The organism is Ruminococcus flavefaciens 007c (assembly GCF_000571935.1).
GTDB classification, from domain to species: Bacteria; Bacillota; Clostridia; order Oscillospirales; family Ruminococcaceae; genus Ruminococcus; species Ruminococcus flavefaciens_F.
On sequence record NZ_ATAX01000028.1, the window covers coordinates 47,939 to 70,035 of the forward strand.

The window sequence follows — 22,097 nt, forward strand, 5'->3', positions numbered from 1 at the left end:
TAAAAGCTCCGAGGCATAACGCTTCGGAGCTTTTCTTTATCAATAATTGCCAATAAGGTAATTAAATGCGGATACCGTCTTTCTTTGACAGTATCCTGTTTTTCCAAGTCTTCTGCCGCAAACAGCGCAGTTATAATACTGATATTTGATCAGATGAGCCGTTGAAGGCCAATACTGATCTGTTGCAGGGACAAAAGAAAAAGCTCCCCTTATCGGGGAGCTTTGATAAGTTATTGTTGCTTAACCGTTTACAGGAAGCGTTGTATATACGTGAAGCAGATACTTCTGGATAACTACTGCGTCATCACCTGTAAGTCCCTTTGTAGTAAGGTCAACGTCGCCGTTGAGCTTGCCCTGCTCTGTGAGAGGCTTATCAGCTGTTCCGCCAACGCCGTACTTGTTGGGGTTAGCCAGAGCCTGCATGATGAGGATAGCATCAGCAAGGTCTATCTTTCCGTCACAGTTGGTATCACCGTAAGTGACATTTGTACTGCCGCCATGGTTTGAAGTAGTAGAGGTTGTAGTTGTTGTATCAGAAGTGGTCGTAGTTGTTGTTTCAGTAGTTGTTGTGGTAGTTCTGTCTGATGTGGTAGTTGTAGTAGTAACAGGACTTGTTGTTGTAGTCGTTGTAGTCTTGGGAGCGTCGCTGCCTGTGCTGCCCATACCGTCAGCCTTGGTGCCGTCAGGCTCCTCGCCGTAGTAAAGCTTACCGTTTATATAAACGGGCACATAAGGAGACATAACGCCCTTTGAAGAACCGTCTGCGCCTGTGGTTGTCTTGCCGAGTCCCTTTGCCGAGAAATCATTTGATGAATCCCAGCCGCTGCCGTAATCGGGCATTACAAATGCAATGAGCTCCTCACACTGCTGCTGGCCTTCGGAAATAGGAAGAACTACACGGCCGTCGGGGAATGTTACCTCGATGTAGTAGATATTGCCGCTGTACTGTATGGGCTTGGATATCTCTGCCGGCTTATAGCCCTTGCCTGCGTACATACCAGCCTGATCGCGGTCACAGCGGATAACGAGATCCTCGGGCTTCTTGCCTGCTGCGATTACCTCGCTGAGATCCATGAAGTATCTGAAGGAAAGGTTATCCTGAACTCTTGCGGGCCATGCGGAGTGGTTGGTCATCTTGAAGCTGACAGTCTGTCCGCTTGAATCGCCGCCCTTTGAGAGCACTTCAACATAGAACTCGGGACTGTCATGCTTTTCGGGCTGCGGGAAGGAAGGATCCTTTGTGCCGCCGTACTTGTCTATCATCTTGCAGAGCATAGCTGTAAAGCCTGCGTTATAGTCCGTAGCGACCTCGTTGTTGATGAAGTCATCACGGCTGTCCTTGTATGAGCCGTCCTGATTGGGGCCTCCTACAAGAGCACCGTAGAGGATATGACGGGTATGAACAGGATCGTATACCGAATTCTTCCATGAACCGTGAGCTGTACGATGGTGCGGATACTGAGGATAGTTATCGCCGAAGCCTATGAGATAGCTGCGCTTGTCGGGGTTGTCGCCGAGAGCGAAATTAACCTGAGTCTCTGCGAATTCCATATATGTATCAGCCTCTGATTTGAGTACCGTATCTGATGCAACAGTCGCAATGAAGGCTGCTGCATTTGCATATCTGAGAGATCCCCAGCTGTCCAGCCAGCGAAGGCCGCCCGGACACTTCTTGGGCTCTCCGTAGTTTACCCAGCGGTCGCAGTGCTTCTTTACGTGTGCGATAGCGTCAGCGTCATTTGTATTTATAGCGTAGAGCAGCATTGCGCCCTGGAGGTTATCGTCCCAGCAGTGTCCCCAGCCGTATGCGATAACATCGCCTTCTCCGCGCATTTTATCAAGCTTAGGGATAAAGCTCTTTGCGTCGTCAAGGTAGGACTGATCGCCTGTTGCTATATAGAGCCAGTTAGCTGCATAGAAGAGCTGATCGTAGCAGTGATGGGACATATAGAAGCCCTGAGCGTCGCTCTCATTATATACCGTATCATTTGGCGATGACTTAGCGAGTTCATAGATGCTGTCTGCGTGCTTCAGATAGTCGGCCTTCTTTGAAGCTGATATGCTTCCGTCGAGGGCAACGGCACCCGATGCAAGAGCAGCTGCCATTTCACCGAATACTGCACAGCAGCCCTTTGATGACTTCAGAGCCGCACGGGACTCTGCAATGGAATGTGAGTTGTCCTCCATACCGTACTCCAGAAGGTCGGCAGCTCCCCACCATGTATGGTCGTGCTTACCGATGCCTACCTGATAGACTACCTCGGTGCCCTTATCGCAGTTAACGAAATAATCGAGTACAAACTCCAGATTGTTCTCGTATATTTTCTTCAGTCCTGCCTTTTCAACACCGTCGGGATACTGATAGATTCCCCAGGCCAGCATTGAAGCCGAATAGGCCATAGGGAGATTGAACTTGACATGGTCACCTGCGTCGTACCAGCCGCCGAGAACGGGATCACTCATGGTGGAATCCGACTTCCACTCTACTCTGTTCCATTCCGGAAGCGGTCCTGCCTGCTGCACCTCGTAGAAAAACAGTGACTTGTCCAGTGCGTCGGCATAATTATACTTACTGTCCGCAGCAACAGCAGTGCTCATAACATCTACGGGCATCGCCGAAACAGTGGACGAAGCAAGAAGGACAGCGGATAATATACCGCCTGCCATTTTTTTCAGCATAGTAAAACTCTCCTCTCATTATTTTTTGCCCCGTAAAACGGAGCTTCCTCACGAGTATACCATAGCTATACATAATAAATTATGCCATATAACCTCTGAAATGTCAAGTCATTGGCAGTGCAGAAACAACGGTATTTCGTTAAACAGGCGTTTATTTTATAGCAATAGCCAAATCATCGGAGATTTTTTTGTATAAAGTGACAAGGGTATGTCAAATGACAAATCAATAAAAGTATGCTATAATATAGGCAATATGTGATATAAACGGGGGTTTTCACTATGAAAAGTTTTTTAAGAGCCCTTCCTGTCATCGCTCTGATCCTGGGGTTAATGAGCATTCCGATGAGTTCAAGGGCATTGGATTTCGGTGACTTCTCGGGTGATTCCGACTGGGGGGACAGTGACGACAGCTGGGACAGCGGCTGGGACAGTGATGACAGCTGGGACAGTGACAGCGGAAGCAGCAGAAGAAGCCGCGGAAGCAGTACGGATCTGAGCGATCCGGAGGAATTAGAGATCGCAATGATACTCACGGTGTCTTTTATAGGCGTTTGCCTGGCAGCTGTGGCATCACTGGCTTACATCTTCAAACAGCTCGGATTGAACGAAATCAAGCATACCGCTACCTACCCTGACAATCAGGATATGCGCAGTATGGACGAATTCCGTTCACTGCATCCCGAATTCTCGTCTCAGGACTTCAAGAAAAAGCTGGCGGAGCTTTACGTACTGTTCCAGAAAGAATGGCAGCGAAAGGATATATCGTCTCTCAGGCAGTATCTCACCGCTCCCTATTTCGCTCAGATGGACGCTCAGCTTAATAACTACCGCGTGAACGGCCAGACAAACTATGTTGATAATATAAGAGTAAGCAATATCGACCTGACAGGCTGGAAGTCCGAAAGCGGATCTGAGATAATCATTGCAAGACTGCACACAAGGATAGTGGACTATGTCTGTGATGACCGCACTGGCGCATTGATACGCGGAAGTACTACACGCGAAAAGCTCATGTGCTACGAATGGACACTGGTGAGATCATCATCGGGCAAGAGTCCGGCAGGGACACAGATATGCCCGCACTGCGGCGCAAAGATCAGCATGAACCAGTCTGCTGTCTGCGAGTACTGCGGTTCTGTACTGCATACAGATACCTTTGACTGGGCTGTAAGCAATATAAAGGGAATCTCTCAGAGAACGCTCTGAAAAACTTGAAAAGGGGATCAATACTATGAAAAAAATACTCAGGTTTATTCCTGTTATCGTTATGATACTGGGACTTGTCATACTGCCGTTAAAGGGCAGAGCAATGGATTTCGGTGACTTCTCGGGTGACTCCGACTTCGGCGGAGGTTGGGACAGCGGCGGAAGCGACTGGGACAGCGGCGGCTGGGACAATGACAGCGGTTACTCATACGGCGGAGGCGGCGGCAGCGGATCGGCTGACGGAAGCGCCCTGATATTCATCATCTTTATCGGCGCTCTCATCGTATACGGAATAGTGAAGGCCAATAAAACCACCTCAAATTTCGGCAATCAGAGTCCTTCCACAAACTATCAGAGACAAGAGCCTCTGCGTCCGGTAGATTCATATCTGACCAAAGATCCAGACTTCTCCCCCTCCGAGTTCAGGGAAAAGCTCTCAAATCTTTATGTACGCTTCCAGAATGAATGGCAGCGCAAGGATATATCCTCCCTCCGTCCTTACCTCACTGATGCGATGTTCGCTCAGATGGACAGACAGCTGGATAACTACCGCAGGAGCTGTCAGACCAACTATGTTGAGAGGATAGCCGTGCTCGGCGTAGATCTCCTCGGCTGGAAGGAAGAAAACGGCTACGACGTCATGGTTGCAAGGCTTAATACAAGAATAGTCGACTACGTTAAGGACGACCGCACAGGCAGGATAATCCGCGGAAGCAATACCAGAGAGAAGTTTATGACCTATGAATGGTCACTGATAAGAACTGCCGGAGTAATGACAAGACACTCCTCGGGCACCACATCACAGACCTGTCCTTACTGCGGCGCAAATGTGGATATAAATCAGTCTGCTGTCTGCGAGTACTGCGGTTCAGTACTGCATACCGATACCTTTGACTGGGCTGTAAGCAATATCAAGGGTATTTCACAGCGCACTGTATAAGCTATGACATACAGATACAAAAAGATCGCTCAGAAACCTCGGCGAGCATCTCGGTGAAAGCGGCATCCTTATGGAGCTGACCGAGGGCAGATTTGCCGAAAAACCTGCGAATGCCGAGCTTCTCCGTGCCGTCTGCGATATGTTTGCGATGCTGCACGAGACCGAATTCAGAAAGTTTACTGAATTTAAAAATTTAGCGGATTATGATTGACTTTTTTCTCTCTTTGCGGTATAATTAACTTAATGTAACGTTTGATACGGAAGGAAGGTATAAAACAATGGCCAACGATAAAAATCCTAAGGTACTGATCGTAGATGATGACAAGAACATATGCGATCTTCTCAGACTTTATCTTGAAAAAGACGGATACAGCGTCCTGCTCTGCCATGACGGCGACGATGCTGTTGTTAAATTCAAAGCTTTAAGCCCGGATATGGTGCTTCTTGATATAATGCTCCCCGGAAAGGACGGCTGGCAGGTCTGCCGCGAGATCAGAAAGATCTCAAACGTTCCGATCATAATGATAACCGCCAAGGGCGAGACCATAGACAAGGTAATCGGTCTCGAGCTGGGCGCTGATGACTATATAGTAAAGCCCTTTGACGCAAAGGAGGTCATCGCACGTATCAATGCCGTTACACGCCGCGTTGGTACAGGTATGGCCGAGCCCGAGTCCAAGGAAGTACACTACGATAAGCTTTCTGTGAATATGGACAGCTATGAGCTGAAGGTCAACGGAAAGAATATCGATACTCCTCCCAAGGAGCTTGAGCTTCTTTACTACCTTGCTTCCAATCCCAACAGAGTTTATACCCGCGATCAGCTTCTTGATGAAGTATGGGGCTTTGAGTACTACGGTGACTCAAGAACCATAGATGTTCATATCAAACGTCTCCGTGAAAAGCTTGAGGGCGTCTCCGACAAGTGGACTCTCAAGACCGTATGGGGAGTCGGCTATAAGTTCGAAGCTGAAGAAGAGGAATAAGCTCTCATTAACTTCAAAGCCTGAAGGGGACGCTCCGTCCCCTTATTTTGTATAGAGGTGATCTCCTTGAAAGGCAAAAAAAGCTCTTATTACAAGCTTTTTATATTCATCGTTTTCATCGTTCTCTCTATAAATATACTTGTGGGCGTTATCCTTATAACCGTCAGCTCCTCGGTGTATAAATCGACCAAGCTGGACGAGCTCCAGTCCATCGGAGACCTGTTTATAAACTGTATGCAGGACGACTATGCCGAAACAAGGGATACCCGTTCTGCTATGACCAAGAACCTCCACAAAAAATTCTCGACGAAATATCACCTGATGATATACATATATGACGAGAACGGAAACTGCGTCCTTTCCGACGCAGACTATAATCCGGATCCTAAAAAGGTCGTTAAGAACAGCGACAGGATCTCGGCAGCAGAGATAAATTCACTTAACGAGAAGGATTACCTTGGCATTGAGACCAAAAGTATATCCGCCAATGAACCGTATATGCTCTACGGCACCTTCTTTTTCCTGAAGGGCGAGAACGACCTTATCCCTACGAGAATGTTTGCTAAGATATATGGAAAATCCAATTCCATTGATGATTTTTCCATAAAGATAGCCCTCTTTTATACTATCTTCTGCATATTCAGCGTTACGGGACAGCTCCTCATTATCAAACGCAGGCTCAACAAGCTCTCTGCCTATGAAAATGAGTTCAGACGCATAAGCGAGATGTATGCAAAGCGCGATTTCTCAGAGCATATCCCCACAAATGTCCCCTATACCACTCCCGAGATCGCAGACTACGTAAATGCCGTGGCCGCGGATGTCGCAAAGAGCGAGGAGACCAGCAAGACCTTCATCGCCAATGTATCCCATGAGCTCAGAACGCCTATCACTACCATAGGCGGCTTTGTAGACGGAATACTTGACGGTACTATCCCCAAAACACGACAGAACGAGTACCTTGTGCTCGTTTCAAAGGAAATAAAGCGCCTGCGAATACTCATATCCTCAATGCTCAATATGTCAAGATTCGAAACAGGTACCCTCAGACCTAATTTCCGCGATGTAAACCTCACGGAAATAGTTATCCAGACCGTACTCATGTTCGAGAAAAAGATCGAGGATAAGAACCTTGAGGTGGAAGGCCTGGGAAGCGACCGTATGTCAGCAGAAGTGGATCCCGACCTTATACAGCAGGTAGTGTACAATCTGGTGGAAAATGCCGTAAAATTCATAAATACAGGCGGTACTCTCTCATTCAGATTTGAAAGATCTATCAACGGTATATGTACCATAGGTATAAAGAACACGGGCGAGGGACTCAAAAACGATGAGATCTCGCAGGTGTTCGACAGATTCTACAAGACAGATTCATCACGAGGCAAGGACACCACAGGTCTGGGACTGGGACTTGCCATCTCACGCAAGATCGTTCATCTCCATCACGGTCATATCGTTGTCAAAAGCGTTTACGGAGAATACACGGAGTTTCTCATACAGATACCCGAGAAACAACCCAAAAAGAAAGGATAAACAATGGACGACAGATACAATTTCTATGGGAATGACTCTCAGCAGCCCTATGTTCCACAGCATGAGAAACCTGCTACTGAAACGTCCTGCGGCAGCACCCAGACTCCGCCGCCTCAGCAGGGCTACGGCAGTCAGGGCTACGGACAGCAACAGCCCCGCAGCAGCTACGAACAGCAGCAGAACGGTTACTCCGATCGTCCCTATAACGGCGGTTACAATCAGCAGAACAGCTACAGCCGTCAGAATAACTACGGTCAGCAGAACAGTTACGGCAGTCAGAACAGTTATAATCAGCCAAATGGCTACGATCAGCCAAGGCGTCCCGTATACGACCGCTTCATGTATGAGCCCATAGGCTTTGAGGAACTTGAACGCGCAAAGGCTCCCCTCGCAGATCAGGAGCTCAGCTCCGGAAAGAAGCGCCGCAAGTCCGAGACTGCCGCTGTAAAGCTTTTTGCAGCCCTCCTTATAGTAGCGGGAGGTCTGAGTATATTCGGTATTGTACACGATATTGTAACAAGCAAGAGCATAGTGGAAAAGATAGGCCCTCAGCAGCAGGTGGTGCTCTATAAGGAGTCAAAACCCAAGGGCTATGACGACACGGAAAAGTACAAGGACGAAAACGGCAAATACACTCCCGAGGGTGCTGCCGCACTGGTAAGACCTTCCATAGTCAAGATATATACCTACAGCGATTATTCCGCATATTCAGCCAAGAGACCTATGGGAACAGGTTCGGGCATCGTTCTCAACGAGGACGGATATATCGCCACAAATGCCCATGTTCTCGAGGCCGAGGGCTATCACAGGATAGAGACCATGGACGGCGATTTCTACGACGCCAAGATAGTCGGCAGAGATGCCAAAACGGACATCGCCGTGATAAAGGTCAACGCAAAGGGCCTGAAACCCGCGATTCTCGGTGACTCCGACGAGGCTGTGGTCGGCGAGCAGGTCATCGCTATCGGAAACCCTGCTAACCTCTCCAGTACTGTTACGGACGGTATAGTTTCGGCTGTAAACCGTAAGATAAAAAGCGACTCCTCGGGCTTTGAAATGGATTGTCTCCAGACAAATGCCGAGATAAGCCCCGGCAACTCCGGCGGAGCACTTGTAAATATGTACGGTCAGGTAATAGGCATTACCTCTTCAAAATACGTCAGCAACGACCTTGAAGGCCTTGGCTTTGCTATCACCATCAATGAGGCTTATCCCGTTATCGAGCAGCTGGTAAAGAACGGCTTTGTGGCAGGACGCTTCAGGATAGGCATACAGCTCAGGGATATGGCCAGCGACGCAAAGATCGCTGTTATCGAGGAAAAGCTCGGCTTTGAGCTTCCCGACGACTTCAAGGGTGTATACATCGAAAAGATAGATCAGGATGCTGACATAGCCAAGTCCGAGCTGAAGGAAGGCGATTTCATCACCGAGATAAACGGTAAGACCGTCAGCACCTATGACGAGCTTTACGACACCATAAGCAGCCAGTTCCAGGCAGGCGACACCGTACCTGCTACCTGCGCTCATCTTGAAAAGGGCGGCAAGCTCCGCTACTATCAGATAAAGTTCAAGCTTATGGAAGACACTTCCGGAAATTACTGATCCATAAGACCTTTAGGGCGTTTTGAATTGACGCCTGCAACTCCTCCTGCTGCACCGGATACGGTCAGCAGAAGGAGCTTTTTTATACCCGGTATGTCACCGATGACTGCAAAAGTACAGGCTGCAATCACTCCAAACATGACAGCACCGCAGAGCATACCGCAGAGCATTCCCCTCTTCCGCCTGTATTTTCCGTATATAAAGGCTCCCGTATATGCTCCTGCTGCCAGCGACACAGCTGCAAAGCCACCTGCGGTGCCTATATCCTTCAGCACATAGAATATCACCGCCGCAGACAGCAGCAATGCCGCCATGGTACAGAGCAGTCCGCAGCTCACTGCCGCAGCCATGCTCACAGCCGCCTTAGTCCATATGCTTTCACGATGTCTGCGCATAAAAAACCTCCGCATAGAATTCTTATTAATCCTATGCGGAGGTCATTATACTTATTCTTCCTCTTCGGAGTCTTTCTTTTTCTTCTTTGGCTTGCTGTCATCATCGTCTACAACAGCAGCAGAAGCAACTGATGAAGACTTCTTGCCCGCAGCCTTTGCTTCCTTGATACGCTCGGCAGCAGATACATTCTCTGTGATAGCCCAGTTCTTTATTCTGAGCTTATGCTTTGCGCCGCCTGTCTCAATAACGACTGTGTCCTCGCCTACGCTTACAACGATACCGACGATACCGCCGCCTGTAACGATCTCATCGCCTACCTGAAGGCTTTCCTGCATTTCCTTCATTTCCTTGTCACGCTTCTTCTGAGGCCTGATAGCCATAAAGTAGAGCAGCACGAACATTACGATGAGCATGAGAGGCATCGAGAGCAGGCTTCCCAAACCGGCCTGCTGTCCCTCTGCCGAACCTGATGCAGCTGCAGCATCTTCAGCAAAAGCATTGAGAGATGTAAAACCTGCCATAGCCGATGTAAATACAGCTGCAGCAAGAGAACTTACTATTTTTTTCTTCATGATATTTCTCCTATCGTTCCGGATTGTATTTCATACAATAGCTATTATACCACATATAGATTGACTTTGCAAGTATTTTTCATCGAATTCCCGCATTTTTTTGCACAGAAGAAAACAGAAAGCCGTTCCCTTTCCGGGAACGGCTCTTATTGTTATATCTGCGATCAAACGAGCTTGATGATAGCCATTTCAGCAGCGTCTCCGCGGCGGGGACCGATCTTAACGATCTGTGTGTAACCACCGTTTCTCTCTGCATACTTGGGAGCAATCTCGTCGATAAGCTTCTTAGCAACGGACTCCTTTGTGATGTAAGAGAACACCTGACGCTTGGAGTGCAGATCATCATTTTTACCGATAGTGATCATTTTTTCTGCAACTGCACGAACTTCCTTAGCTCTTGTAACGGTTGTTTCGATCTGACCGTTCTCAAGCAGGAAAGTAACCATGCCTCTGAGCATAGCCTTTCTATGATCAGATGTTCTGCCCAGTTTTCTTGTACCCGGCATTGTATTCACTCCTTTTTATAGTGGTGCGCTGTACGCACGTTTTATGGTTTATTCCTCTTCGGAGGAGAGGTCAAAGCCCAGTGACTGGAGCTTCTCCTTGACCTCGTCGAAGGACTTCTTTCCAAGGTTTCTAACCTTCATCATTTCTTCCTCAGACTTATTGATCAAGTCATCCACGGTGTTGATTCCTGCACGCTTCAGACAATTGAAGGAACGTACAGATAAGTCAAGATCCTCAATGGTCATCTCAAGGATTTTTTCCTTACCCTTTTCATCCTTTTCAACAAGGACCTCAGCAAGTCCTGCCTCTTCAGAGAGGTCAATGAACAGCTTCAGATGCTCGTTGAGGAGATTGGCTGCCTGTGATAAAGCTTCCTTTGCGGAGATGGTACCGTCTGTCCATACCTCCATGGTAAGCTTATCATAGTCGGTGACCTGACCGAGTCGCGTATCCTCTACGGTATAATTTACCTTGAGTACAGGAGTATAGATGCTGTCTACGGCAATAACGTCAACGGGGAGGTTGATCTGCTTCTTGTTTCTTTCTGCTGAAACGTAGCCTCTGCCTCTGTCGATCGTTATTTCCATATAGAGCTTTGCGTCCTTACCCAGTGTAGCAATGTGCATACCGGGATCGAGGATATTTACCTCAGAGTCGGTTTTTATATCGCCGGCGGTAATTTCGCATTCGCCCTCTGCCTCTATATATACTGTCTTAGGGCCTTCGCCGTAAAGCTTGGCAGTCAGTCCTTTGATACTGAGGATTATTTCCGTAACGTCTTCTTTTACGCCAGGAATAGTTGACAACTCATGGTGTACCGTACCATCCTTGCCCGAAAGCTTTACAGATGTTACAGCTACGCCAGGAAGTGAGGAGAGCAGCACACGTCTGAGGCTGTTTCCAAGTGTAATACCGTATCCACGCTCCAGCGGTGCTAAAACGAATTTGCCGTATTTGCCGTCACTTTTAAGCTCGACGATCTCAATATCAGGCTTATTAATTTTTTCCAGCATAAAAACCCTCCTATTTCGCAATTAATGTTGATTTCGAATACTGACGTCTCAAGTATATCTTTCTGATTACTTGGAGTACAGCTCGACGATGAGGTGAGTAGCTACCTCGTAGTCAATATCCTCAGCTGAGGGAAGACGATTTACTGTAGCAGAGAAGTCGTCCTTATTAGCTGTGAGCCATACAGGAACGAGTCTGTCCTTAGTCTCTTCTACTGTTGCCTTGAACTTTTCGGAAGTTCTGTCCTTTTCTCTGAGGGCGATAACGTCGCCAACCTTAACTCTATAGGAAGGAATGTTTACCTTCTTGCCGTTTACTGTATAGTGGCTGTGTACAACGAGCTGTCTTGCTTCTCTTCTTGTGAGAGCCAGGCCCATTCTGTATACAACACTGTCAAGTCTGGATTCGAGACAAGTGATAAGGTTATCACCGGCCTTACCTTCCATCTTTTCAGCGATCGAGAAGTAGTGTCTGAACTGCTTTTCGAGTACGCCGTAGATGAACTTCAGCTTCTGCTTTTCCTTGAGCTGGAGTCCGTATTCAGAAATCTTCTTTCTGTTGTTAGCGTTCTTGAAACGGATTGACTCCTTCTTGGAAACGCCCATTACAGCGGGGCTGATGCCCAGATATCTGCACTTCTTAAGAATTGGTTCTTTCTGTACTGCCATATTAATACACCTCCAATTTGATCAGACACGACGTCTCTTAGGCGGACGGCAGCCATTGTGCGGGATAGGTGTTACATCCTTGATCATTCTTACCTCAAGGCCTACAGTCTGAAGTGCTCTGATTGCTGCTTCACGACCTGCACCGGGTCCCTTTACGTATACTTCAACATTCTTGAGGCCGTGCTCCATAGCTGCCTTTGCAGCTGTCTCGGCAGCTGTCTGTGCTGCGAAAGGAGTAGACTTCTTTGAGCCTCTGAAGCCGAGTTCGCCTGCGCTTGCCCAAGAGATAGCGTTTCCGGCTGTATCTGTGATCGTAACGATCGTGTTATTGAAAGTGGACTGGATATGAACAGCGCCGCTTTCGATATTCTTACGTTCTCTACGTCTTCTGACAGTAGTAACTTTTTTACCCTTCTGCTGTGCCAAAGCTCATGACCTCCTTACTTCTTCTTGTTAGCGATAGTCTTTACAGGGCCCTTGCGGGTTCTTGCGTTTGTCTTTGTTCTCTGACCTCTTACAGGCAGACCCTTACGGTGACGAACGCCTCTGTAGCAGCCTATTTCAACAAGTCTCTTGATGTTAAGAGCAACTTCACGGCGGAGGTCACCCTCAACTGTGTAATGCTCATCGATATAGTCACGAAGCTTAGCTACATCCTCTTCTGCGAGATCCTTTACTCTTACGTCAGGATTTACGCCTGTTGCTGCGAGGATATTTGTTGCAGTCTGACGACCGATTCCGTAGATATAAGTGAGACCGATTTCGATTCTCTTATTCTTGGGAAGGTCAACACCGGCTATTCTTGCCATATTATAATTGCACCTCCATTAATGCGCGGGGTTATCAGCCCTGGCGCTGCTTATGCTTTGGGTTTTCGCAGATCACCATGATTCTGCCTTTACGTTTAATAACCTTGCACTTTTCGCAAATAGGTTTTACTGAAGGTCTGACTTTCATTGAAAATACCTCCTTTAGCGGATAACGGATATATGTTATATCCTGTAAATATTACTTAACGCGCCAGGTGATACGTCCCTTTGACAGGTCGTATGGTGACATCTCAAGCTTTACCTTGTCACCCGGAACGATTCTGATATAATTCATTCTGAGCTTGCCTGATACATGAGATAATACCTCATGTCCGTTCTCAAGCTGAACCTTAAACATCGCATTCGGCAGAGCGTCAGTTACAACGCCCTCAACCTCGATTACATCTTCTTTTGACACTTTGCATAACCTCCTTTACTCAGCACCGAATTCTTTCAGTATATTCCTGAGTTTTTTATCAGTTATATCGTTTAGATCAATCATACTGTCTGTAACGCGGATATGCTTTATATTCTTCCGCTTGGGCTTTACGAGCTTTCTGCTCTTGCCGTCCGCTATAAAGCAATATTTTTCATCAGCATCGGTAACAACGAAGTATCCTCCGCCGTCCCTTCCTGCCGCCGCTCTTACAACAGAGCCTTTCAGCAGCTTCACAATGTTGTCCTCCGTCAGGGCTGTGTCAATATAACGGGACCGTCAGGAGTTATTGCGATCATATGCTCAAAGTGAGCTGAAAGTGAACCACTTTTTGTGACGACTGTCCAATTATCCTTCATGACTTTTACATCGTCGCCCCTGACATTTATCATCGGCTCGATGCATATCGTCATACCCGCTACCAGTCGGGGACCGTGACCGGCCTTGCCCCAGTTCGGTATCTCGGGTGATTCATGGACTTCTCTGCCGATTCCGTGGCCGCAGTAATTTCTTACGATTCCGTAGCCTCGTGAAGCACAATACTCTTCAACAGCATGAGAAATATCTCCGACTCTTGCGTCAACCTGAGCTTTGGCTATACCTTCGAAAAGGCTTGCCTCTGTAACCTCAAGCAATGCTTTAGCTTCATCAGAAATCTTACCCACAGGGAAGGTCCAGCAGCTGTCCGCATTGAAGCCGTTATACGCAGCTCCCGTGTCGATGCTTACTATATCGCCTTCTTTTAATCTGTGGCTCGCCTTAGGGATACCGTGGATTATCTCTTCATTTACAGAGATACAAGCGTTCCCAGGAAATCCGTAAAGCCCTTTGAAGCAGGATCTGCTGTTATGGCGGGCATAATACTCGCCTATCAGCTTGTCAACATCGAGTGTTGACATTCCCGGCTTTAATCTTTCGCCCGCATACCATATTGCGCCGCAGGTAATCTTACCTGCTTCACGCATTATGGCTAATTCGGACTTTGATTTAATGGTTATGCTCATTACTTCTCTACTCCTACTGCCTGAAGTGTGAGCTTTGAAGTATCAGCGACCTCTTCCTGACCGATAACAGTAACAAGCTTGCCCTGCTTCTCGTAATAGTCCTTCAGAGGAGCTGTTTTTTCGTGGTATGTTGCGAGTCTGTCGAGAACGACTTCGGGCTGATCGTCCTTACGAACGATAGTCTTGTCGCCGCACTTGTCGCAGATACCCTCTACCTTTGTAGGTTTGTACTCGATATGGTAAGAAGCTCCGCAGCCCTGGCAGACTCTTCTGCCTGAAACTCTCTGCTTGATAGTCTCATCGGGAACGTGGATCTCGATTACCTTGTCGATACGGATGTTCATATTATCAAGAGCTTCTGCCTGAGGTACCGTTCTCGGGAAACCGTCGAGGATGAAACCGTTCTTGCAGTCGTCCTCAGCAATTCTCTCCTTCAGGATACCGATAACGATATCATCTGATACGAGAGCACCCGCGTCCATAGCAGCCTTAGCCTTAAGGCCGTACTCTGTGCCGTTCTTAGCGGCCTCGCGGAGAATATTGCCTGTAGAGATCTGAGGAATATTCAGAGCGTCGGAAACCACCTCAGCCTGAGTACCCTTGCCTGCGCCGGGAGCGCCTAAAAAGATAAGGTTCATATGTCTCGGTCCTCCTTTACTGTAAGAAGCCCTTATGATGACGCATCATAAGATGTGATTCAAGTGTTCTTGTTGTTTCAAGCGCAACGCTTACTGCGATAAGGATCGTAGTACCGCCCATTGAAAGTGCCTGGAGCTGCTTGTCTGCCATACCCATGAAGATCGGGATTACAGCTATGAAGCCCAGGAAGATCGCACCCACGAGAGAGATCTTGTTGAGTACTCTCTGGATATAATCGGAAGTGGGTTTACCGGGCCTGATACCGGGGATACCGCCGTTTGACTGACGGAGATTGTTTGCGATCTCAACAGGATTGTACTGTATCGATACGTAGAAGTAGTTGAACGCAATGATGAGCAGGAAGTAGATTGTTGCATAGCCCCAGCCTCTTGTGCTGAAGAACTTTACAAAGTTGTAATAGAAACCGCTTGCCTTCTTGGGGTCACCTGCGAAGAGCTCAATTGTCTGGGGAAGTGACATAAACGACATTGCGAAGATGATAGGCATAACGCCGCTCATGATTACCTTTATCGGGATATGAGTCTTCTGGCCGCCGTACTGCTTTCTGCCGACTACGCGCTTTGCGTACTGTATCGGGATACGTCTTTCTGCTTCGTTCATGAATACGATGAAAGCGATCTCGAAGATGATGAATAAAAGGTAACCCAGTGATACGAAGAGGTACTTGCTGGGGTTATCCTTGGTGAGCTTAACGAGAAGTGCTGCATCGGTAGGGAATCTTGCTGCGATACCTGCAAAGAGTAGTACAGAGATACCGTTTCCGAGGCCCTTGTCGCTGATCCTGTTACCCATCCATACAACGATGAGTGCTCCGGCAACGAAGCAGGCGATGATAACGAAGGCAGCAAATACGCCTTCTCCGCCGCTCGAATACTTAAGAGCATAGGTGATACCGTTCTCGTTCTCGACGTGCGCCCTGTTCTTGAGGATGAGGTAATATCCGTAGGACATTACTACTGCAAGAACCATAGCAACGAAAGCTGTGATCTTGTCGATCTTCTTTCTTCCTTCTTCGCCCTCGTCGCGCATACGCTCGAGAGGAGGCAGTGCATAGGTCAGCAGCTGCATGATGATGGAGGCGTTGATGAACGGTGTGATTGAAAGTGAGAACATAGTGGCCTGTGACATAGCGCCACCAGTGATTGTATTCATGTAATCGAGGAAGCCGCCGTTATTGGCACCGCTTGCATCCATCCAGGACTTAACAACGTCCGTATTGAGGAAGGGAACCGCAACTGCGCATCCGAATCTGAAAACAATTATCATGAATAATGTGTATAAGATCTTTTTTCTGATCTCGGGGACACCCCATGCCTTTTTCAAGGTCTGAAACACATTACATCACCTCTGCTTTCCCGCCAGCCTTTTCTATTTTTTCGATAGCGCTCTGTGAGAATTTAGCAGCCTTTACAGTTAACTTTGCGGAAAGATCACCGTTGCCGAGGATCTTGACTCCGTCATATACCTTCTTAACGAGACCGGAAGCTACGAGAAGCTCAGTGTCTACTACTGTGCCATCCTTGAACTTGTTAAGATCAGAAACGTTAACTATAGCATACTTTGTTGCAAAGATGTTATTGAAGCCTCTCTTAGGGATTCTTCTTGCGAGGGGCATCTGACCGCCTTCAAAGCCGATTCTTACGCCGCCGCCGCTACGGGCATTCTGACCCTTGTGTCCCTTACCTGCTGTCTTGCCGTTACCCGAACCGTGGCCTCTGCCTATACGCTTTACAGCCTTGTTGGAATCGAGTGCAGGTGTTAATTCATGAATTTTCATTTGGTTGCACCTCCTTGTTTACGCTTCTGTAACCTCAACGAGGTGTGAGATCTTCTTTATTTTTCCGTTTGTCTGCTCATTGTCGGGCTGTGTTGTTACATCTCCGACCTTCTTGAGGCCAAGTGACTGAGCAGTAGCGATCTGGTCCTGCTTTCTACCAATGAGACTCTTTACGAGCTTGATATTCTTTGCCATTTCTTACTGCCTCCTTAACCTAAAATTTCCTTAACGGTCTTGCCTCTCTTAGCAGCAACATCCTTAGCGGAAGTGCAGTTTACGAGGCCGTTGATTGTAGCTCTTACTACGTTGCAGGGATTATTTGAACGAAGAGACTTTGTTCTGATGTCCTTGATGCCTGCTACTTCGATTACGGCACGAACAGGACCGCCTGCGATAACGCCGGTACCGGGTGCAGCGGGCTTCATGAGAACTCTGCCTGCGCCGAATGCGCCAACGATCTCGTGGGGGATTGTTGTTCCCTTGAGAGCGACCTTTACAAGGTTCTTCTTTGCGTCCTCGATGCCCTTACGGATCGCATCGGGAACTTCTCCTGACTTTCCGAGTCCGAAGCCGACTGTACCATTTCCGTCGCCTACTACTACGAGTGCGGAGAACTTCATGATACGGCCGCCCTTAACGGTCTTTGATACACGGTTGATAGCTACAACCTTCTCAACGAACTCAGGAGCCTGTGTTTCAATATTAGCCATTGTTTAACCTCCCTCTTAGAACTTTAATCCGTTTTCACGAGCACCCTCTGCGAGTTCCTTGACTCTGCCGTGGTAGAGGTAGCCGCCTCTGTCGAAAACTACTTCGCTGATACCCTTATCAGCTGCATTCTTAGCGATCATCTCGCCGACCTTGCGGGCACCCTCAACGTTGCCGCCGTTGCCCTCAAAGCCCTTATCCATGCTTGATGCAGAAGCAAGAGTAACACCGTTTACATCATCGATGAGCTGAGCATAGATGTGCTTTGTTGAACGGAACACATTCAGACGGGGACGCTCGGAAGTTCCAGAGATCTTTGCGCGAACTCTGCGATGTCTCTTTAATCTTGCCTTATTGCTGTCAAATTTCTTAATCATAGCAATTTGCTCCTTTTAATTACTTCTTGCCCTTACCAGCTTTACCTTCCTTGCGGATGATATGCTCGCCTTCGTATCTGATACCCTTGCCCTTGTACGGCTCAGGGGGACGCTTTTCACGTATCTCTGCTGCAACCTGACCTACAGCCTGCTTGTCGATACCGGTTACCACGATCTTGTTGGGCTGAGGAACTTCCAGCTTGATAGCGTCTGTATCCTCGAATACAACAGGATGTGAGAAGCCAAGGTTAAGTGTTACCTTGTTGCCGCTCTTTGCAGCACGGTAGCCGACACCCTCGATCTCGAGAGTCTTTGAATATCCGTTTGTTACACCCTCAACCATATTGTTGATAAGTGTTCTTGTAAGACCATGAAGTGAACGAAGACGCTTATCATCGTTAGGTCTTGTAACTGTTATAGTGCCATTGTCGACTTCTATGCCGAGCTCAGCACTGAACTGTCTTGAAAGCTGGCCCTTAGGTCCCTTTACAGTGAGAAGATTGTTCTCATTCTTTACCTCTACACCTGCAGGAACGCTGATGGGCATTCTACCGATTCTTGACATTATCAGTTTCCTCCTTACCAGATGTATGCAAGAACTTCGCCGCCGACATTGAGCTCTCTTGCCTTCTTGTCTGTTACGATGCCCTTTGAAGTTGAAACGATTGCAATACCAAGGCCTTTTCTTACCTTAGGCATATCTGCGCAGCTTGAATATATACGCAGACCGGGCTTAGAAACTCTTCTGAGGCCCGTTATAACGGGAGACTTGTTGTCGCCGTATTTAAGCGTGATCCTGATAACACCCTGCTTTCCGTCTTCGATGAGCTGGAAGCCCTTTACATAGCCCTCGTCTACGAGGATCTGTGTGATGTCCTTCTTTACTCTTGAAGCGGGAACGTCAACAGTGGCGTGCTTTGCAGTATTCGCATTGCGAATTCTTGTTAAAAGATCAGCGATTGTATCAGTTATCTGCATGCCGAATGACCTCCTTCTTGTATTTTACCAGCTTGCCTTTTTAACACCAGGAATCTGACCGTCGTGTGCAAGCTCTCTGAAGCAGATACGGCAGATGCCGAACTTTCTGAGATATGCGTGCGGTCTGCCACAGATCTTACATCTGTTGTAAGCTCTTGTGGAATACTTGGGAGTTCTCTGCTGCTTATTGATCATTGCCTTCTTAGCCATTTTATTTCCTCCCTGATTACTTGATGAACGGAGCGCCCATAAGTGAAAGGAGCTCTCTTGCCTCTTCATCGGTCTTAGCTGTTGTGATGAAGTTTATATCCATACCTCTTACCTTGTCGATCTTGTCGTATTCGATCTCAGGGAAGATGAGCTGTTCTTTGATACCTGTTGAGTAGTTGCCCTTGCCGTCAAATGAATTTGCGCTGATTCCTCTGAAGTCACGTACACGGGGGAACGCAACGTTGAAGAGCTTGTTTACAAATTCATACATTCTTTCGCCTCTGAGAGTAACCTTTACACCGATGGGCATACCCTCACGGAGCTTGAAGTTAGCAACAGACTTCTTAGCTCTGCACACTACGGGCTTCTGACCTGTGATTGCTGCGAGATCGGTCATGATCGCATCGATGACCTTTGCGTTGTCCTTAGCTTCGCCTGCGCCGACATTGATTACTACCTTGTCGAGCTTCGGGATCTGCATAACGCTCTTGTAGCCAAACTTCTTCATAAGTGCAGGAGCAACGTCGCTAACATATAAATCCTTTAAACTTGCCATGTCGTTTCTCCTTTACTATTATTCAAAAGACTTTCCGCACTTCTTGCAAACGCGGAGCTTCTTGCCGTCCTCAATAACGTGACCTACTCTTGTGGGCTTGCCGCACTTGGGGCATACAAGCTGTACCTTGCAGGCGTAAACGGGAGCCTCTGTCTTGATGATGCCGCCCTTTTCGCCCATTCTTGTAGGCTTTACGTGCTTTGTGATCATGTTGATTCCCTCAACGATGACCTTGTTCTCCTTGGGGCTTACTTCTACGACCTTGCCGGTCTTTCTGTCGCCCTTGCTGTCGAACTTGTCCTCATACTTGCCGGTGAGAAGGATTACAGTGTCACCGGTTTTAACATGTAAATTATTCATAATCGAATGACACCTCCATTAAAGAACTTCAGGGGCGAGGCTGAGGATCTTTGTGTACTCCTTTTCACGGAGCTCCTTAGCAACAGGTCCGAAAATACGGGTACCCTTGGGGTTCTTGTCTTCCTTAATAATTACAGCAGCGTTCTCATCAAAGCGGATGTAAGTACCGTCCTCTCTTCTGAGACCCTTTGCTGAACGAACGATAACTGCCTTTACAACATCGCCCTTCTTTACAACGCCTCCGGGTGTTGCTTTCTTAACTGAAGCAACTACTACATCGCCGATATTTGCATATCTTCTGCGTGTACCTCCCAGAACTCTGATACACATAAGCTCCTTAGCGCCTGTGTTATCAGCGACTTTAAGATAAGTCTGCATCTGTATCACAGCGAGTTCCTCCTTTCAAGCTTTAAGCTTCTATCAAAATTACTTAGCCTTTTCAATGATATTTGTTACACGCCATCTCTTGTCCTTGGAAAGCGGACGTGTTTCCATAACCTCAACGCGGTCACCGATTCTGCACTCATTGTTTTCATCGTGAGCCTTAAGCTTAACGGTACGCTTGATGATCTTCTTATAAAGCGGGTGTTTAACGTTATCAACGATAGCAACTACGACGGTTTTATCCATCTTATCGCTTACAACCTTACCTACTCTTGTTTTTCTAAGGTTTCTCTCAGTAGACATTAGCTAAATCCTCCCTTTCTTACTGCTGTGCAGCAAGCTCTGCCTCACGCAGAGATGTCTTGATGCGTGCAATATCCTTCTTTACAGCCTTGAGACGAGCTGTATTATCAAGCTGATTGATTGCCAGCTGGAAGCGAAGAGCGAAGAGCTCCTCCTTGAGGCTGGCGAGCTTCTCGTTGAGCTCATCAACTGACATTTCTCTGATTTCCGATGCCTTCATTACTGCTCAACCTCCTGCTCTGCTTTTGTTACGAACTTACACTTGATAGGAAGCTTGTGCATAGCCAGACGCATAGCTTCTCTTGCAGTTTCCTCAGCTACGCCCTTGATCTCAAAGAGAACTCTGCCGGGCTTTACTACTGCTACCCAGTACTCGGGTGAGCCCTTACCTGAACCCATTCGTGTTTCAGCGGGCTTTTCTGTGATAGGCTTGTCAGGGAATATCTTGATCCATACCTGACCGCCTCTCTTGATGTAACGTGTCATAGCGATACGGGCAGACTCGATCTGGTTGGATGTGATCCATGCGGGCTCGAGTGCCTGAAGACCGTAATCACCGTAAGTTACCTTATTTCCTCTGTATGCCTTACCCTTCAGACGTCCTCTGTGGACTCTGCGGTACTTAACTCTCTTTGGAAGAAGCATTACTGATTACCTCCTTCTCTTTTCATTGAACGAGTCTTGTTGAAATCTCTGCGATTATCCTTAGCTCGCTCATTGCGGCGCTTGTCGAACTTCTTCTGATCTGTTGCCTTGCGCTCGTTCTTTTCTCTCTGAGCAGCAGCCTTTGCAGCATCGCCCTTGAGAACTTCGCCCTTGTAGATCCATACCTTTACGCCAAGCTTGCCGTATGTTGTATCAGCCTCAGCGAAACCGTAATCGATATCAGCACGGATTGTCTGAAGCGGAATTGTACCCTCGTGGTAGCTCTCGCTTCTTGCGATCTCGGCACCTGCAAGTCTGCCTGATACCTTAACCTTTATACCCTTTGCGCCAAGACGCATTGTTCTGCCGATAGACTGCTTCATAGCTCTTCTGAATGATACTCTGTTCTCGAGGTCGAGAGCGATCTTCTCAGCAACGAGCTGGCTGTCGATATCGGGCTGCTTTACTTCAATTATATTGATGAAAACCTGCTTGTTCATCATCTTCTCGAGCTGTGCTCTGAGCTTCTCGATCTCTGCGCCGCCTCTTCCGATAACGATACCGGGCTTTGCGCAGTGGATATGAATTCTTACCTTATCAGCAAAACGCTCGATCTCGATTCTCGGAACGCCTGCAGCGTACAGGCTCTTCTTGATGAAGTTACGAACGTTGTAGTCCTCTACGAGTGTGTTGCCGAAATCGGACTTGTTTGCATACCAACGAGAATCCCAATCCTTAATTACGCCGACACGAAGACCGTGTGGATTAACTTTCTGGCCCATTATTCAAA

General features: G+C 47.7%; 34 protein-coding genes. 6 read left to right on the forward strand and 28 right to left on the reverse strand.

All coding sequences use genetic code 11. From position 1 onward, the window contains the following. Positions 1-240: 240 nt before the first annotated feature. The gene (locus RF007C_RS10995) at positions 241-2,679 is read right to left on the reverse strand and encodes a glycoside hydrolase family 9 protein (protein WP_019680133.1); all 2,439 of its coding nucleotides are present in this window, start codon (positions 2,677-2,679) and stop codon (positions 241-243) included. 279 nt (positions 2,680-2,958) lie between these two features. Between RF007C_RS10995 and RF007C_RS11000 the strand changes: the two genes are divergently transcribed. From RF007C_RS11000 to RF007C_RS16600, 6 genes are all read left to right on the forward strand, one after another. Continuing rightward, positions 2,959-3,885 (forward strand): TIM44-like domain-containing protein, encoded by a 927-nt coding sequence (locus tag RF007C_RS11000; protein ID WP_082316756.1) that lies wholly within the window; start codon positions 2,959-2,961, stop codon positions 3,883-3,885. A gap of 25 nt (positions 3,886-3,910) precedes the next feature. Further along, entirely contained in the window at positions 3,911-4,825 is a 915-nt protein-coding gene (locus tag RF007C_RS11005; protein WP_037299849.1) for a zinc-ribbon domain-containing transport protein, read from the forward strand. Positions 4,826-4,895: 70 nt separating this feature from the next. Continuing rightward, the gene (locus RF007C_RS17510) at positions 4,896-5,036 is read left to right on the forward strand and encodes a hypothetical protein (RefSeq protein WP_161634887.1); all 141 of its coding nucleotides are present in this window, start codon (positions 4,896-4,898) and stop codon (positions 5,034-5,036) included. Positions 5,037-5,103: 67 nt separating this feature from the next. Beyond that, a complete protein-coding gene (locus RF007C_RS11010; protein WP_037299851.1) occupies positions 5,104-5,811 on the forward strand; it encodes a response regulator transcription factor in 708 nt (235 codons plus the stop codon). Positions 5,812-5,868: 57 nt separating this feature from the next. Next, a complete protein-coding gene (locus tag RF007C_RS11015; RefSeq protein ID WP_242836300.1) occupies positions 5,869-7,344 on the forward strand; it encodes a sensor histidine kinase in 1,476 nt (491 codons plus the stop codon). Between the two features lie 3 nt (positions 7,345-7,347). Next, entirely contained in the window at positions 7,348-8,946 is a 1,599-nt protein-coding gene (locus RF007C_RS16600; protein ID WP_051456638.1) for a S1C family serine protease, read from the forward strand. Here the strand turns inward: RF007C_RS16600 and RF007C_RS11025 are convergent. The 27 genes from RF007C_RS11025 to rpsC all read right to left on the reverse strand — a co-directional run bounded on the left by RF007C_RS11025 (position 8,940) and on the right by rpsC (position 22,089). Next, positions 8,940-9,341 carry a TIGR04086 family membrane protein gene (locus RF007C_RS11025; protein WP_019680126.1) on the reverse strand — a complete coding sequence of 134 codons (402 nt, stop codon included), beginning with the start codon at positions 9,339-9,341 and terminating at the stop codon, positions 8,940-8,942. The two genes, RF007C_RS16600 and RF007C_RS11025, sit on opposite strands and share 7 nt — an antisense overlap. A gap of 51 nt (positions 9,342-9,392) precedes the next feature. Then, positions 9,393-9,914, reverse strand: coding sequence for a preprotein translocase subunit YajC (yajC, locus tag RF007C_RS11030; protein ID WP_019680125.1), 522 nt, complete (start codon positions 9,912-9,914; stop codon positions 9,393-9,395). A 164-nt stretch (positions 9,915-10,078) separates the two neighbouring features. Continuing rightward, complete coding sequence (rplQ, locus tag RF007C_RS11035; protein ID WP_019680124.1) at positions 10,079-10,420, reverse strand: 50S ribosomal protein L17; 342 nt, start codon at positions 10,418-10,420, stop codon at positions 10,079-10,081. Between the two features lie 48 nt (positions 10,421-10,468). After that, a complete protein-coding gene (locus tag RF007C_RS11040) occupies positions 10,469-11,434 on the reverse strand; it encodes a DNA-directed RNA polymerase subunit alpha (RefSeq protein WP_019680123.1) in 966 nt (321 codons plus the stop codon). Positions 11,435-11,500: 66 nt separating this feature from the next. Next, entirely contained in the window at positions 11,501-12,100 is a 600-nt protein-coding gene (gene rpsD, locus RF007C_RS11045) for a 30S ribosomal protein S4 (protein ID WP_019680122.1), read from the reverse strand. A 21-nt stretch (positions 12,101-12,121) separates the two neighbouring features. Further along, a complete protein-coding gene (gene rpsK / locus RF007C_RS11050) occupies positions 12,122-12,526 on the reverse strand; it encodes a 30S ribosomal protein S11 (protein ID WP_024860931.1) in 405 nt (134 codons plus the stop codon). A 14-nt stretch (positions 12,527-12,540) separates the two neighbouring features. Then, a complete protein-coding gene (gene rpsM, locus RF007C_RS11055; protein ID WP_024860932.1) occupies positions 12,541-12,909 on the reverse strand; it encodes a 30S ribosomal protein S13 in 369 nt (122 codons plus the stop codon). Positions 12,910-12,943: 34 nt separating this feature from the next. Continuing rightward, positions 12,944-13,057, reverse strand: coding sequence for a 50S ribosomal protein L36 (rpmJ, locus tag RF007C_RS11060; RefSeq protein ID WP_009984964.1), 114 nt, complete (start codon positions 13,055-13,057; stop codon positions 12,944-12,946). A gap of 51 nt (positions 13,058-13,108) precedes the next feature. Beyond that, the gene (gene infA, locus RF007C_RS11065) at positions 13,109-13,327 is read right to left on the reverse strand and encodes a translation initiation factor IF-1 (protein WP_009984966.1); all 219 of its coding nucleotides are present in this window, start codon (positions 13,325-13,327) and stop codon (positions 13,109-13,111) included. Between the two features lie 15 nt (positions 13,328-13,342). Then, complete coding sequence (locus tag RF007C_RS11070) at positions 13,343-13,582, reverse strand: KOW domain-containing RNA-binding protein (protein WP_051456639.1); 240 nt, start codon at positions 13,580-13,582, stop codon at positions 13,343-13,345. A 14-nt stretch (positions 13,583-13,596) separates the two neighbouring features. Then, positions 13,597-14,349, reverse strand: coding sequence for a type I methionyl aminopeptidase (gene map, locus RF007C_RS11075; protein ID WP_037299857.1), 753 nt, complete (start codon positions 14,347-14,349; stop codon positions 13,597-13,599). After that, on the reverse strand, positions 14,349-14,987 hold the full coding sequence (locus tag RF007C_RS11080) for an adenylate kinase (RefSeq protein WP_019680119.1): 639 nt from the start codon (positions 14,985-14,987) through the stop codon (positions 14,349-14,351). Before RF007C_RS11080 ends, map begins: the two co-directional genes overlap by 1 nt. Positions 14,988-15,003: 16 nt before the next feature. Then, positions 15,004-16,344: a preprotein translocase subunit SecY gene (secY, locus tag RF007C_RS11085; RefSeq protein WP_037299859.1), complete on the reverse strand. Its 1,341-nt coding sequence runs from the start codon at positions 16,342-16,344 to the stop codon at positions 15,004-15,006. A gap of 1 nt (position 16,345) precedes the next feature. Further along, positions 16,346-16,786 carry a 50S ribosomal protein L15 gene (rplO, locus tag RF007C_RS11090; RefSeq protein ID WP_019680116.1) on the reverse strand — a complete coding sequence of 147 codons (441 nt, stop codon included), beginning with the start codon at positions 16,784-16,786 and terminating at the stop codon, positions 16,346-16,348. An 18-nt stretch (positions 16,787-16,804) separates the two neighbouring features. Further along, entirely contained in the window at positions 16,805-16,981 is a 177-nt protein-coding gene (rpmD, locus tag RF007C_RS11095; RefSeq protein WP_019680115.1) for a 50S ribosomal protein L30, read from the reverse strand. 14 nt (positions 16,982-16,995) lie between these two features. Next, positions 16,996-17,496, reverse strand: coding sequence for a 30S ribosomal protein S5 (gene rpsE, locus RF007C_RS11100; RefSeq protein ID WP_019680114.1), 501 nt, complete (start codon positions 17,494-17,496; stop codon positions 16,996-16,998). A gap of 15 nt (positions 17,497-17,511) precedes the next feature. Next, positions 17,512-17,871, reverse strand: a complete 360-nt coding sequence (gene rplR / locus RF007C_RS11105; RefSeq protein WP_019680113.1) for a 50S ribosomal protein L18 — start codon at positions 17,869-17,871, stop codon at positions 17,512-17,514. Between the two features lie 19 nt (positions 17,872-17,890). Next, positions 17,891-18,436, reverse strand: a complete 546-nt coding sequence (rplF, locus tag RF007C_RS11110) for a 50S ribosomal protein L6 (RefSeq protein WP_019680112.1) — start codon at positions 18,434-18,436, stop codon at positions 17,891-17,893. A 14-nt stretch (positions 18,437-18,450) separates the two neighbouring features. Beyond that, positions 18,451-18,849: a 30S ribosomal protein S8 gene (gene rpsH, locus RF007C_RS11115; RefSeq protein ID WP_019680111.1), complete on the reverse strand. Its 399-nt coding sequence runs from the start codon at positions 18,847-18,849 to the stop codon at positions 18,451-18,453. Between the two features lie 24 nt (positions 18,850-18,873). Next, positions 18,874-19,059, reverse strand: coding sequence for a type Z 30S ribosomal protein S14 (locus RF007C_RS11120; RefSeq protein WP_009984979.1), 186 nt, complete (start codon positions 19,057-19,059; stop codon positions 18,874-18,876). A 16-nt stretch (positions 19,060-19,075) separates the two neighbouring features. Continuing rightward, positions 19,076-19,615, reverse strand: coding sequence for a 50S ribosomal protein L5 (rplE, locus tag RF007C_RS11125; protein WP_019680110.1), 540 nt, complete (start codon positions 19,613-19,615; stop codon positions 19,076-19,078). An 18-nt stretch (positions 19,616-19,633) separates the two neighbouring features. Next, a complete protein-coding gene (rplX, locus tag RF007C_RS11130) occupies positions 19,634-19,975 on the reverse strand; it encodes a 50S ribosomal protein L24 (RefSeq protein WP_019680109.1) in 342 nt (113 codons plus the stop codon). An 18-nt stretch (positions 19,976-19,993) separates the two neighbouring features. Further along, positions 19,994-20,362 (reverse strand): 50S ribosomal protein L14, encoded by a 369-nt coding sequence (rplN, locus tag RF007C_RS11135; protein WP_009984984.1) that lies wholly within the window; start codon positions 20,360-20,362, stop codon positions 19,994-19,996. Between the two features lie 39 nt (positions 20,363-20,401). After that, positions 20,402-20,662, reverse strand: a complete 261-nt coding sequence (gene rpsQ / locus RF007C_RS11140; RefSeq protein ID WP_019680108.1) for a 30S ribosomal protein S17 — start codon at positions 20,660-20,662, stop codon at positions 20,402-20,404. A 19-nt stretch (positions 20,663-20,681) separates the two neighbouring features. Beyond that, complete coding sequence (rpmC, locus tag RF007C_RS11145; protein WP_019680107.1) at positions 20,682-20,882, reverse strand: 50S ribosomal protein L29; 201 nt, start codon at positions 20,880-20,882, stop codon at positions 20,682-20,684. Then, positions 20,882-21,307: a 50S ribosomal protein L16 gene (rplP, locus tag RF007C_RS11150; protein WP_019680106.1), complete on the reverse strand. Its 426-nt coding sequence runs from the start codon at positions 21,305-21,307 to the stop codon at positions 20,882-20,884. The genes rpmC and rplP overlap by 1 nt, the downstream gene beginning before the upstream one ends. Further along, complete coding sequence (gene rpsC / locus RF007C_RS11155) at positions 21,307-22,089, reverse strand: 30S ribosomal protein S3 (protein WP_019680105.1); 783 nt, start codon at positions 22,087-22,089, stop codon at positions 21,307-21,309. Before rpsC ends, rplP begins: the two co-directional genes overlap by 1 nt. Positions 22,090-22,097: the final 8 nt, after the last annotated feature.